This window comes from Staphylococcus sp. HMSC65H10, from assembly GCF_001839185.1.
Taxonomy (GTDB): domain Bacteria; phylum Bacillota; class Bacilli; order Staphylococcales; family Staphylococcaceae; genus Staphylococcus; species Staphylococcus simulans.
Window position 1 is genome coordinate 1 of record NZ_KV840355.1, and the last position, 12,965, is coordinate 12,965.

Below are 12,965 nucleotides of genomic sequence, written 5' to 3' on the forward strand. Positions count from 1 at the left end.
TTTTAGCTCACCAGTCCTATTTGACAGAGAGCCATTTTTTAATGTCAAATTTTAGGGTAAACATATGAGTGAACAGATATTAGGATTTTGAATTTCTAAGTAAGAATGTATGATTTTACTCTATTTTCATGTACAATATGAGACAGTAAACAATTGAGGAGACGACAAAGATCATGGAATATTTAGGGCAATTTGCGATTGCGCATTTGATTATGCATGTGCTTTGTATCTGTGTCGCATATTGGGCATTGAATGCGATTAGGTTGGATCAATTCTTTAAAAAGGGTTATCCTGTCCAAGTACAAGTGCTGATTATATTTCTTGCGATTTTAATCGGAACAGGAGTTAGTAATTTCATCATAGATTTATTGCAATTTTCAACGCAACTTAAATATCTTGGCCGCTAATCGTTTGAGTGTAATTCAAATGTTTTTCCATATATAATAATAGGTAATAGAAGAGATGAGAAATTTTTAAATTGAAGATGTTCAGGAGTTAAAAAGTGGAGGAGTAGTAATGAATAGAGATAGAATGATTATTAAAGGCGGAAATCGTCTAGTAGGAGAAGTACAAGTTGAGGGAGCAAAAAATGCAGTATTGCCAATTTTAACTGCATCATTGTTAGCTTCAAAGGGAACGAGTACATTACATAATGTGCCTGAGTTAAGCGATGTTGAAACGATTAATAATGTACTTTCAACGCTTAATGCTGAAATTGAGTACCATAAAGAGGATAACAGCGTGACAGTTGATGCGACGAAACAATTGAATTCAGAAGCACCTTATGAATATGTCAGTAAAATGCGTGCGAGTATTTTAGTCATGGGTCCATTGCTTGCACGTTTAGGTCATGCAAAAGTAGCTTTACCAGGCGGTTGCTCTATCGGAAGCAGACCGATTGAACAACATATCAAAGGATTTGAAGCACTAGGTGCCAAAATTCATTTAGAAAACGGCTTTGTCTTTGCTGAAACTGCAAATGGTTTAACAGGTGCAGAGATTCACTTAGATTTCCCAAGTGTAGGTGCTACACAAAATATCATCATGGCAGCTTCATTAGCAAAAGGTAAATCTGTTATCGAGAATGTTGCACGTGAACCAGAAATCGTTGACCTAGCAAACTACATCAACGAAATGGGCGGAAATGTAACTGGTGCAGGAACAGATACAATTACGATTCATGGTGTCGAAGCGTTACATGGTGTAGAACATGCGATTATCCCAGATCGTATTGAAGCAGGTACATTACTTGTAGCAGGCGCTATTACAAGAGGCGATGTTTTAGTTAAAGGTGCAATTAAAGAACATTTAACAAGCTTGTTGTATAAACTAGAAGAAATGGGTGTCAACTTATCATATGAAGATAAAGGTATCCGAGTATCTGCAGAAGGTGAATTGCAACCAGTAGATATCAAAACATTACCACACCCAGGATTCCCTACAGATATGCAATCACAAATGATGGCGTTATTGTTAACAGCTGAAGGACATAAAGTCATTACAGAAACTGTCTTTGAAAATCGCTTTATGCATGTTGCTGAATTCAAACGAATGAATGCTCAAATTACGGTTGAAGGACGCAATGCAAAAATTACAGGTAAAAGCCATTTACAAGGCGCACAAGTGAAAGCAACTGATTTACGTGCTGCAGCAGCATTGATTTTAGCCGGTTTAGTGGCTGAAGGTACTACTGAAGTTTCAGAATTACAACACTTAGATAGAGGTTACGTAAACTTTAACGGTAAACTTAAAGCTTTAGGTGCTGATATTGAGCGTGTTAATAAATAAGTAAGTAGGGGATTAAGATGATTAAACGCTTTTATTTTAAAGTGATAAAATTACCGATTGGTTTTCACATACTCATCGTTATGCTTATGATGCTTTTGATGTTTTTCATCGGTATGTGTATCGGTTTTATATTGAATCATCAAAATCCGCTTAATATATTTGAATACCAGACTTGGTATCATTTCAAGCAAATTTTTGGAGGCTAGTAACATGGAAACAATTTTTGACTATAACCAAATTAAAAACATTATCCCACACCGCCAACCTTTTTTATTAATTGATAAAGTTGTTGAGTATGAAGAAGGTCAACGTTGTGTGGCTATTAAACAAGTATCAGGTAATGAACCATTCTTCCAAGGTCATTTCCCAGAATACGCGGTTATGCCAGGCGTGTTGATTACTGAAGCATTAGCACAAACTGGTGCAGTTGCGATTTTAAACAGTGAACAAAACAAAGGTAAAATCGCATTATTCGCTGGTATTGATAAATGTCGTTTCAAAAAACAAGTTGTACCTGGTGATACATTACAGTTAGAAGTTGAAATTACTAAAATGCGTGGACCAATTGGTAAAGGCACTGCGAAAGCAACTGTTGATGGTCAATTGGCATGTAGCTGTGAATTAACATTCGCAATCCAAGATGTATAAGCTGATATAAAAAGACTGAGACAATAGATATAAAGCATTGCTTTAATTCATCTATATTGTCTCAGTCTTTTTTTAATCTTCTCTTTTTTCGTCTTTTAAACGTGGTTTTGATTGCATCATACGGTTGAATGAAGTCTTCAATTCTTCACCAGATAATCCATCATCTACAAGCTGTGCTAATAAATTTTCAGCATAAACTTGTCTTAATGTATAGACGTGGCAATCAAAAATAATAGACATACGCTCATTATCGTATAATGAAATATTTTTAATCGTTGCATCGAATAATGCAGGATCATTAGAAGGACGTGTAATCACAACACGTATATCTAATAATGTTTCATCATCCATATATTCTTTCATAATATCGTAGTGGTTACTGGAGATTACAATTTCTAACAACCAGCCGGTGCCGCTTTGTTCTTTATTGATAATTACACCATCATAGAGTTCATATTCTATAACGCCACCGTGTTCAGTGACAATTTGGAATCTGACTGCTTTAAATGTTTTCAATTGAAGTCACTCCAATCTTTTTAAAATCTGCAAATTTTTTCTTTCTGATTCTAGTATAGCGTAAAAGATAAAAATATTTGAGAGATAGTACAGAAAATTAACCAATCAACTATAAAATTTCTCTTAATTTGTGTTTTGACGATATGTATCAATCTGAATATGATAGTAACCAAGGAGGTGACAAAATGCTTAATAAAATCGTTATTGTAGGAAGATTGACGAAACAACCTCAATTGACAGCAAAGGAGGAATCAGACATTGTATACTTTAGTGTTGCGACAGAACGTCATTATAACTATCAAGGCCAGAACAAACAATCTGTAGACTTTATTAATTGTAAGGCTTTTGGCAAGATTGCCCGAAATATTGCCAGCTATACACAAAAAGGATCGCTTGTCGGTATTACTGGCTATATGCATTCCTACAAATATGAAAAAGATAATCAAACACATTTCGGTATGGAGCTGGTTGTAGAAACAATCAAATTCATCTCGCATCCGAATGACAATTCAAGTTGTCAATTCTCATCACACCATGCACAAACGGACACTTTGATGGGTGAATATGAAGGAAGCCCGTCCTTCGACGCCATTCATCTCTAACTACCAAGTTATCCATTGACATTATATATGCTTAACTGCATATCTCCCAAAATCAAATTGCAACAACCAGCATGATGTATCCATCTCTATCCTGTTCAAAGTATCATGCTGTCCTCTCGTTAATTAAAAGTAATTCATTATGATGTTAGAATTATCCTTCTTTCTATTATAGGAAGGTTCCTATAATCTATTCCAAACTCTATTTTTAAACTCTATTTAGTCCAACGCATAGCTTTTACTGCGAAAGATGCTTGGATTGCTCCATTTTCAATTTTGTACTTTCAACTTAATCCATAAAAAACTCTTTAAATATACTAATACTCACCAAGACTTTGCATAAATTTCACTTTATGCAGGGTCTTTTTTCATAAAAACTACGTTTGACAGAGAAGAAATCGGGTTTTATTGCGGTTTTTTCTAGAAGTTTTAGCAGATGTAAAGGGTAAAATAACCCTTCAATTATCTGAAAGATTACATAAATGTTACATAGGTTAAGAGTCAAAATTCAGTTCGAATGTGATATTAATAGGATTTGAAGTGATGATAAGATATCTAACTATTTTATTTTAATGTAATTTACACGTAAAATTAAGCTGTATTTTTTTATTTCGTTGTAACCTACACCCTGATTTCAGATGATATAGTTGTAATTGCAAATTGATGATATTAATCACACGAAAAAACAATTACCTTATAGGAGGATTTTTAGAAATGAAAAAATTATTAGTAGCTTCATCAGCAACAGCAGCATTATTCGCAGTAGGAGTAGGAGCAGAAGCTCACGCATCTGAACAAGGAAATGCAGATCAAGCACAATTAGCAGAAACAGCATTAAACAATCCTGAACAATTAAACGAAAGCCCTGTACAAGAAGGCGCTTATAATATTAACTTTGAATATAATGGTTTAGACTTCAACTTTGAATCAGACGGTCAATATTGGAGCTGGAGCTATGGTCAAGCAGGCGGTAACGCACCAGCAGCTCAAACTACAACTCAACAAGCACCAGCAGCTCAACAAGCTCCAGTAGCTGAGCAAGCAGCACCTCAAGCACAAGAAGCAACAACTCAACAAGCACCAGCACAACAAGCAGCACCTCAAGCTCAACAAGCTGCTCCACAACAATCAGCAAGCACTGGTTCATCAGTTGGTTTAAATGATCACTTACGTGCAATTGCACAACGTGAATCAGGTGGCGACATCCACGCAATCAACCCATCATCAGGTGCAGCAGGTAAATTCCAATTCTTACAATCAACTTGGGATTCAGTAGCACCAGCTGAATGGGTAGGTAAATCACCAGCATCAGCACCAGAAAGCGTACAAGACGCAGCAGCTGTTAAATTATATGACGGTGGCGCAGGTGCAGGTCACTGGGTTACTGCATAATTCAGTTAACTGATTATAAATAAATAGTTAAAAAATCTATCAGGCAGGTTATCTCCAATTTAGGAGGTAACCTGCCTTTTGTAATATGTATGTAAAGAAAGACACAAGAAATATATATTGTTGTAACCTATGTTATTAGGATAGATGCTATTATAAAGACATCAAATAAATGATTTAATACAAACACCTTATGGGAGGACATATTTTACATGAAGAAATTACTAGTAGCATCGACAGCGGTGACAGCTGCTGCAGCAGTATTGGCAACAGGAATTGGAACTCAAGACGTACAAGCAAAATCATCATCAAAAGCTGAACATGCGAAGAAAGTAAAAGACGCTGAAAAGTATCTAAACGAAAAAGGTGAATACACTGTAGTTAAAGGTGACACTTTAAATAAAATCGCTAAAAAATTCGACGTTAAAGTCAAAGAATTAAAAAAATGGAACGATAAAAAATCTGACTTAATCTTAGTAGATGAAAGTTTAAAAGTTAAAGAACCTAAAAAAGTTGCGACAACACAAACAGCTGTACAATCAGACAGCCACTATGCATACAATACGCAACAAGTATCTTACAATAATTATAACCAAGCGCAATCAAACAATGCGCCACAATCATCATATACAGCACCACAACAATCTTATAACGCACCACAAGCATCATACAGTGCACCATCATATGCATCTTATGGTTCAGGTTCAGTAAGATTAGCTAACGGTAATACTGCAGGTTCTACAGGTGCATACGCAGCAGCACAAATGGAAGCTCGTACAGGCGTATCTGCATCAGTATGGGAAAACATCATTGCACGTGAATCAAATGGACAATTACATGCACATAATGCATCAGGTGCACATGGTTTATTCCAAACAATGCCTGGTCATGGTTCAACAGCTTCAGTTCAAGATCAAATCAACTCAGCTGTACATGCATATAACGTACAAGGATTAAGTGCTTGGGGTTATTAATGTTAAATAGTTAAAATTCAAGTCGAGACTGAGGTCTCGGCTTTTTTTATGAAAACAGATTCATTGCAAGTATGAAAGGGCTTTGATATGTTTAGTATGTAAATAAATTAAATAAAAACTGCTAGGGGCGCCTTTTGGCTGAGATAGGAAACTAGACCCTTTAAACCTGATTTGGTTAAGACCAACGTAGGAAAGTAGATACATAGTATGCATGATGCAAAAATACTGAAACTGCACTCCTAGGTTGGAATGCAGTTTTTTTATTGGAGGAATAAAAGTGACTTTTGCTGAAACACTTGAAAGAGATGCACAACCGATTATTGATCAAATTTATGACGATAATTTCATTCAAGCATTGTTAAAAGGGAATATAGATAAAGAGTCAATTAGACAATATTTACGTGCAGATGCCTCGTATTTAAGAGAGTTTGCGAATATCTATGCATTATTAATTCCTAAAATGCCGAATTTAGAAAGTGTTCGATTTCTAGTTGATCAAATTCAATTCATTGTGAATGGTGAAGTGGAAGCACATGAATTCATGGCAGAATACGTGGGTGAACCGTATCACGAAATCGTACAACAAAAAGTGTGGCCGCCAAGTGGTGACCATTATATTAAACATATGTATTACAACGTTTATGCCCATGAAAATGCTGCATATGCGATTGCGGCAATGGTACCTTGTCCTTATGTCTATGCAGAAGTTGCAAAACGCGCAATGCAGGATGACAGATTAAATCAATCTTCTATATTGAAAAAATGGTTTGAATTCTATCAAACAGAAATGGATGCATTAATCGATGTTTTAAACCAATTAATGAATGAGTTAACAAAACATATGACAGATACAGAGAGACAAGAAGTCAGAGAGAATTATCTACAAAGTACAGTACATGAACGAAACTTCTTTAATATGGCTTATACAAAAGAACAATGGGAATTTGGAGGTAAATAATTATGAACAAACCGAAAATTGCTTTAACGATTGCAGGCACAGATCCAACAGGCGGCGCAGGTGTAATGGCTGACTTAAAGTCATTTCATGCATGCGGTGTGTACGGGATGGCCGCAATCACAAGTATCGTAGCGCAAAATACAAAAGGGGTTCAACACATTCATAACTTAGAATTATCTTGGTTAGAAGAACAGTTAGATAGTGTGTTTGATGACGAATTACCGCAAGCGATTAAAACTGGCATGATTGCGACAAAAGAAATGATGGAATTAATTCGTACTTATTTAGAAAAGCATCCTGAAATTCCATATGTCATTGATCCAGTAATGCTAGCCAAAAGTGGAGACTCTTTAATGGATGATAAAGGTAAACATGCCTTACAAAGTATCTTGTTACCACTTGCTGATGTTGCAACACCTAACTTACCTGAAGCAGAGGAAATTGTAGGATTCAAATTAGATAATGAAGATGCGATTAAAAAAGCAGGTAAAATCTTCATAGAAGAAATCGGCAGTAAAGGTGTAGTCATTAAAGGTGGTCATATCGAAGATGACAATATCGCAAAAGACTATCTATTTACGAAAGATGGTTTAGAAATTTTTGAAAGTGAAAGATATGAAACAAAACATACACATGGTACAGGTTGTACTTTTTCAGCTGTAATTGCGGCTGAGCTAGCGAAAGGGAAAACGATTTATGAAGCGGTTAAAAAAGCAAAAGACTTTATCGCATTAAGTATTAAATATACACCTGAGATAGGACAAGGCAGAGGACCAGTTAACCATTTCGCATATATGAAGAAAGTAGGATTAGATGATGAGTAAAGGTTTAGATAGAATCAGAACAGAACATCCATTAGTTATTTGTTTTACGAATGATGTCGTTAAAAATTTTACAGCTAATGGACTCTTAAGTTTAGGTGCGAGTCCAGCAATGAGCGAAGCACCAGAAGAAGCAGAAGATTTTTATCCACACGCGGGTGCAGTCTTAATTAATATTGGCACACTGACAAAAGCGAATGAACAAGCAATGTTAGAAGTTGGAAAAATTGCGAATAAGACAAACACACCGTTAGTGTTTGATCCCGTTGCTGTGGGCGCATCAACGTATCGTAAACAATTTTGCAAAACATTCCTAGAGCAAGTGAAACCAACTGTAATCAAAGGAAATGCTTCAGAAATTTTAACGCTTATAGATGATACAACAACAATGAAAGGTACAGATAGTGCTGAAAGCTTAGATGTTGTATCCATTGCGAAAAAAGCACATGAACAATATCAAACTGCCATTGTGTTAACTGGTGAAACAGATGTCATTGCTCAAAACAATAAAATCGTTAAGCTGAATAATGGTTCACGTTTCTTAACGCAAATTACAGGTGCAGGTTGTTTATTAGGTGCTATTGTAGGTGCATTCTTATTTAGAAATGAAAATCCAGAGATTGAAGATTTAATTGAAGCAGTTTCTGTTTATAATATTGCAGCTGAACGTGCTGAACAATTAAGTGAAAGTAAAGGACCAGGTACTTTCTTAGTTCAATTTATTGATGCATTATATAAAATAGACAGTGAAGCAGCAGTAGAAAATCGTAAAGCACAAGAGGTGAAATAAGTGTTTCAACCAGAGGATTTAAAAGTTTACTTTATTTGCGGAACACAAGATATACCTGAAGGTCGTACGATTCATGAAGTATTAACTGAAGCATTAGAAGGCGGCATTACGATGTATCAATTTCGTGAAAAAGGGCCTAACGCTAAAACAGGTAATGCGAAGAAAGAACTGGCACAATCTTTGAAACAATTATGTGAACAATATCATGTACCTTTTATCGTAAATGATGATGTTGAATTAGCAGAGTTGATTGATGCTGATGGCATTCATGTTGGACAAGATGATGCGAAAGTGAATACTTTTAAGACACACTTTAAAAATAAAATTATCGGTTTAAGTGTCGGCAATGAAACAGAATTAGCGCAATCTGATTTAACAGATGTCGATTATATTGGCGTTGGTCCGATATTTAAAACAGGGTCTAAAGACGATGCCAGTGACCCTGTCGGCACAGAAATGATTGAAACATTGCATGAGAAAACAAATGGTATGCCGATTGTCGCAATTGGCGGTATTGCGTTAAATAATGTCGAACCGATTGCGCAAACACATGCACAAGGTGTATCAGTTATTTCAGCGATTGCTCAGAGTTCAAATGTTAAAGAAACCGTTCGCAATTTCTTACAATATTTTAAATAATGCCCTTAATTCTATGTTTTTGTTTTCTACACCTCATAGAATGTGATAAAATTATTTTTATGTGAATAATACCAATAGAGGTGGAAAAATGAATAAAAAAGCATTATTGCCTTTGCTTCTTGGGGTTATGGTTTTTCTTGCAGGATGTGATTATTCTAAACCTGAAAACAGAACAGGTTTTTTCTATAATACATTTGTGAAAAACATGGATAACATCATCCATTGGCTAGGCTCTAGTTTTAATAACGATTATGGATTAGCGATTATTGTCTTAGTTTTAGCAATCCGTATTGTCGTTCTGCCATTCATGCTTTCTAACTATAAGAACAGTCACTTAATGCGCGAAAAAATGGTGATTGCAAAACCAGATATGGACGCAGTGAAAGAGAAAGTAAAACGTGCACGCACACAAGAAGAAAAAATGGCAGCAAACCAAGAAATGATGGAAGTTTATAAAAAATACGATATGAATCCAATGCAAAGTATGCTTGGATGTTTACCAATGTTAATACAAATGCCTGTAATCATGGGCTTATTCTTCGTATTAAAATACCCATCACCAGGTGGTATTGTAGAACATCCTGATTTCTTATGGTTCAACTTAGCAAAACCGGATATTTGGATTACAATTATTGCCGGTGTGTTATACTTCCTACAAGCTTACGTATCAACTTTCAGTATGCCGCCTGAACAAAAACAAATGAGTTACATGATGATGATCATTTCACCAATTATGATTATCTGGGTATCATTAAGTTCAGCAGCTGCATTAGGTTTATACTGGTCAGTCAGTGCCGCGTTCTTGATTGTTCAAACATATGTTGCGAACCAATATTACTCTAAGAAAGCGAAAGAAGAAGTCGCTCCGATGATTAGAGAATATGAAAAGAAACATGGTAAAGACGGTAAACAAAAAGGTGCGCAAGTCTTAGGTAAGAAAAACAGAAAGAAAAAATAATACATCATTGATGACTTAAAATCAGTTGCAACTAAAATTGCAGCTGATTTTTTATTTAGGATTTGTACAATAGGGAATAGTAATAGTAACTAAAAGTGTTATTTTAAAATTGGAGGGGAATACCAATGGAAATTAAATCAGTAACAACTGCTGACATTTTAGAGTTACAGAAAATCAGCTATAGAACTTTTGATGACACATTTAGAGAAATGAACAGCCCAGAAAATATTAAAGATTATTTAGATACAGCATTTACACAAGACAAACTAAGACGTGAATTAGAAGATCCACATTCGAATTTCTATTTCTTGTATGATAACGATAAAATTGTCGGATATTTAAAGTTGAATGAAGGGGATTCACAAACAGAACAAGTTTCATCTGATTGTACTGAAATAGAACGCTTATATATTTTGAAGAATTATCATGGCTATGGTTATGGTAAAAAATTATTGAACTTTGCTATAAAGACAGCAGTCGAAGATGGTAAAAAATGTGTATGGCTAGGTGTATGGGAGAAAAATGAACAAGCATTAGGTTTCTATAAACATTTAGGATTCAAGAAGATCTCAGAACATGATTTCATGATGGGGAATGATAGACAAACAGATTTTATCCTAGCATATAATATCGAATAAAAAAAGAAGCGGTTGAGAATTTAGATTTGTTCTCAACCGCTTCTTCATCTTATTTGCTTATTGTTCTGTAAACTGCCATTCGTTAAAGAATTGTGCGACGAAGAATTCCATAAAACGATGACGTTCTTGCGCAATTTCTGAAGCTGTTTCAGTATGCATTAAATCTTTAAGTTTAAACAATTTATCATAGAAATGCTTAATCGCTGAAGGATCATAACCTTCTAATTCGTTATCAGAATTAATACTATCAGGAATAGGCCCTTGCCACATCGGCTCATCAAAGTGACCCGCAAATTGGAACGTACGCGCTATACCAATTGCACCAATCGCATCTAAGCGATCTGCATCTCTAACAATATAACCTTCTTTGGATAAGGGGATTTCTTGATCCGCATTATGACGAAAGCTGATGTTTTTGATGATATGCATAATTTTTTCTTGATCCTGTCCACTAACTTCAATACGGTTTAAAAAATCAATTAGTTGATTTTCAGCAGCAGTTTCATCTGTTAATTTGGTATCTACCGTATCATGTAATAATGCAGCCATTTGAATAATGTAAGGATTGCCGTAGCCTTCTTGTTCAGAGATGAAGAGTGCCATTTTAACGACCCGCATGACATGGTTGATATCATGCCCTGTGTGATCTGTTTGATGGAAGTCTTTCATATATTGTTCAACTGATTTTAATTGTTGATATTGATTCATGACTTTGTGTACTCCTTTATGATTTACAATATCGGTGAAATTAAGTTGGCAATGGCTTCTTTGAATTTCACCCATAAACTGCGTTGATTATAACGCTCTTGTGTTAATTCTGAAGATAACATTAAATCTTGATTGAACTGGTCACGCAATTGTGCCGCAATTTGACGGTCATAAATAAACGCATTGATTTCAAAATTCAGTGTAAAACTACGATGGTCCATATTCGCTGTTCCCACACTTGCGACTTCGTCATCAATAATCATCATTTTTGAATGTAAGAAACCATTGTCATAATGATAAACCTTGACGCCTGATGCCAACAGTGATGCAACATTTTTCAATGTCGCAAAGTAGACGAATGGATGGTCTGGTTTATTTGGAATCATAATCGATACATCTACACCGCCTAATGCAGCAATAGACACAGCATCCATAAAGGCTTGGTCAGGAATAAAGTAGGGCGATTGAATTTGAATCGAATTTTTCGCTGAAGTAATCATTTTCAAATAACCGTATTTGATTTGCTCCCAATCTTCATCTGGACCGCTTGATGCGATTTGGATACCGATAGAACTACCTGTATCAATGTCGGGGAAGTAGCGATCAGAATAAGTGATGTTATCACGCTTAGCTTGTGAGTTCCAATCTAAAATAAAGCGTAATTGCAAGGCATTGACCGCATCTCCGACAATACGTAAGTGCGTGTCTCTCCAGTATCCGAAACGTTTGGATAAGCCTAAATATTCTTTACCAACATTAAAACCTCCGACATATCCGATATAACCATCAATCACGACAATTTTACGGTGATTTCGGTTGTTTAATCTAAAGTTGATAAGCGGTAATTTAGAAGGGAAGAAAGATTCAACTTGTCCGCCCATTCTTCTGAACTCATCAAAGTCTTTTAAAGTTAAGCCCCTGGAACCCATATCATCGTATAACATTTTTACTTCAAGGCCTTCTTCAAGTTTTTTCTCTAAGGCAGCTAAGATACGTTTACCAAGCTTGTCATTTCTAAAAATGTAATACTCGATATGGATGTAATCTGTGGCGTTTTCTATATCTTTAATCAACGCATCAAACTTTTCATGACCATCTGTAAAAATCGTCATTTCATTATCAGTAGTTAAGAAGGCTGAGTTATTATACAACAACATTTGTACCATTGATTTATGTTTGACGATTTCATGGTTCCCTTTAGAGAACTCTTTGGTCTGTAATGCTTTTAATTGTTCATTAACAATTGCCTCTAATCCAATACGGTCTTCCTCATCTAAGGAAAAGATATGATCTCTTTGGATTTGGCGGCCCAACAATAAATAAAGTATGAACCCGATAACAGGCAAGAATACGAGTACGAGCAACCATGCCCAAATCGATCCTGCAGATCTTCTTTCCATAAATACAATAACGAAACCGAATACGAGGTTTAATATGAATAAGCCGATTAAAATAATATTGATAACTAAATTGACTTGAAAAGGTATAAAGTCGAAATTATACATAAGTAACCTCCGTGTTGTTAATCAGCAATTATGT

Annotated in this window: 16 protein-coding genes and 1 riboswitch; of the genes, 13 read left to right on the forward strand and 3 right to left on the reverse strand. The window is 35.4% G+C overall.

Annotated features, from left to right (window positions below):
• Nucleotides 1–173: 173 nt before the first annotated feature.
• The 4 genes from HMPREF3270_RS07465 (at nt 174) to fabZ (ending at nt 2,436) form a co-directional block, all read left to right on the forward strand.
• A complete protein-coding gene (locus HMPREF3270_RS07465) occupies nt 174–407 on the forward strand; it encodes a DUF1146 family protein (protein WP_002481781.1) in 234 nt (77 codons plus the stop codon).
• Between the two features lie 109 nt (nt 408–516).
• Complete coding sequence (gene murA / locus HMPREF3270_RS07470; protein WP_070848615.1) at nt 517–1,788, forward strand: UDP-N-acetylglucosamine 1-carboxyvinyltransferase; 1,272 nt, start codon at nt 517–519, stop codon at nt 1,786–1,788.
• Between the two features lie 80 nt (nt 1,789–1,868).
• A complete protein-coding gene (locus tag HMPREF3270_RS14425) occupies nt 1,869–1,994 on the forward strand; it encodes a DNA-directed RNA polymerase subunit beta (protein ID WP_353422199.1) in 126 nt (41 codons plus the stop codon).
• A 4-nt stretch (nt 1,995–1,998) separates the two neighbouring features.
• Nucleotides 1,999–2,436 (forward strand): 3-hydroxyacyl-ACP dehydratase FabZ, encoded by a 438-nt coding sequence (gene fabZ, locus HMPREF3270_RS07480; RefSeq protein WP_070848614.1) that lies wholly within the window; start codon nt 1,999–2,001, stop codon nt 2,434–2,436.
• A 72-nt stretch (nt 2,437–2,508) separates the two neighbouring features.
• Here the strand turns inward: fabZ and HMPREF3270_RS07485 are convergent, their stop codons facing one another.
• Nucleotides 2,509–2,952 (reverse strand): YwpF family protein, encoded by a 444-nt coding sequence (locus HMPREF3270_RS07485; RefSeq protein WP_002481777.1) that lies wholly within the window; start codon nt 2,950–2,952, stop codon nt 2,509–2,511.
• A 185-nt stretch (nt 2,953–3,137) separates the two neighbouring features.
• Between HMPREF3270_RS07485 and HMPREF3270_RS07490 the strand changes: the two genes are divergently transcribed.
• From HMPREF3270_RS07490 to HMPREF3270_RS07530, 9 genes are all read left to right on the forward strand, one after another.
• Nucleotides 3,138–3,554, forward strand: coding sequence for a single-stranded DNA-binding protein (locus HMPREF3270_RS07490; protein ID WP_002481776.1), 417 nt, complete (start codon nt 3,138–3,140; stop codon nt 3,552–3,554).
• A gap of 711 nt (nt 3,555–4,265) precedes the next feature.
• A complete protein-coding gene (locus HMPREF3270_RS07495; RefSeq protein ID WP_070462648.1) occupies nt 4,266–4,943 on the forward strand; it encodes a transglycosylase family protein in 678 nt (225 codons plus the stop codon).
• A 209-nt stretch (nt 4,944–5,152) separates the two neighbouring features.
• The gene (locus tag HMPREF3270_RS14430; protein ID WP_060804050.1) at nt 5,153–5,914 is read left to right on the forward strand and encodes a LysM peptidoglycan-binding domain-containing protein; all 762 of its coding nucleotides are present in this window, start codon (nt 5,153–5,155) and stop codon (nt 5,912–5,914) included.
• 113 nt (nt 5,915–6,027) lie between these two features.
• Nucleotides 6,028–6,124, forward strand: a riboswitch (TPP riboswitch).
• A 67-nt stretch (nt 6,125–6,191) separates the two neighbouring features.
• The gene (gene tenA / locus HMPREF3270_RS07505) at nt 6,192–6,872 is read left to right on the forward strand and encodes a thiaminase II (protein WP_070848613.1); all 681 of its coding nucleotides are present in this window, start codon (nt 6,192–6,194) and stop codon (nt 6,870–6,872) included.
• 2 nt (nt 6,873–6,874) lie between these two features.
• Nucleotides 6,875–7,696: a bifunctional hydroxymethylpyrimidine kinase/phosphomethylpyrimidine kinase gene (gene thiD, locus HMPREF3270_RS07510; RefSeq protein ID WP_002481772.1), complete on the forward strand. Its 822-nt coding sequence runs from the start codon at nt 6,875–6,877 to the stop codon at nt 7,694–7,696.
• Nucleotides 7,689–8,483, forward strand: a complete 795-nt coding sequence (gene thiM / locus HMPREF3270_RS07515) for a hydroxyethylthiazole kinase (protein WP_060804052.1) — start codon at nt 7,689–7,691, stop codon at nt 8,481–8,483. Before thiD ends, thiM begins: the two co-directional genes overlap by 8 nt.
• The gene (gene thiE, locus HMPREF3270_RS07520) at nt 8,484–9,122 is read left to right on the forward strand and encodes a thiamine phosphate synthase (RefSeq protein WP_070848612.1); all 639 of its coding nucleotides are present in this window, start codon (nt 8,484–8,486) and stop codon (nt 9,120–9,122) included.
• 88 nt (nt 9,123–9,210) lie between these two features.
• Nucleotides 9,211–10,080 carry a membrane protein insertase YidC gene (gene yidC, locus HMPREF3270_RS07525; protein WP_002481769.1) on the forward strand — a complete coding sequence of 290 codons (870 nt, stop codon included), beginning with the start codon at nt 9,211–9,213 and terminating at the stop codon, nt 10,078–10,080.
• A 125-nt stretch (nt 10,081–10,205) separates the two neighbouring features.
• Nucleotides 10,206–10,718, forward strand: a complete 513-nt coding sequence (locus tag HMPREF3270_RS07530) for a GNAT family N-acetyltransferase (protein ID WP_070848611.1) — start codon at nt 10,206–10,208, stop codon at nt 10,716–10,718.
• Nucleotides 10,719–10,775: 57 nt separating this feature from the next.
• On the opposite strand, the gene HMPREF3270_RS07535 is transcribed toward HMPREF3270_RS07530, so the two are convergent.
• Nucleotides 10,776–11,426, reverse strand: a complete 651-nt coding sequence (locus HMPREF3270_RS07535) for an HD domain-containing protein (RefSeq protein WP_070848610.1) — start codon at nt 11,424–11,426, stop codon at nt 10,776–10,778.
• A 23-nt stretch (nt 11,427–11,449) separates the two neighbouring features.
• On the reverse strand, nt 11,450–12,931 hold the full coding sequence (gene cls, locus HMPREF3270_RS07540) for a cardiolipin synthase (RefSeq protein WP_070848609.1): 1,482 nt from the start codon (nt 12,929–12,931) through the stop codon (nt 11,450–11,452).
• Nucleotides 12,932–12,965: the final 34 nt, after the last annotated feature.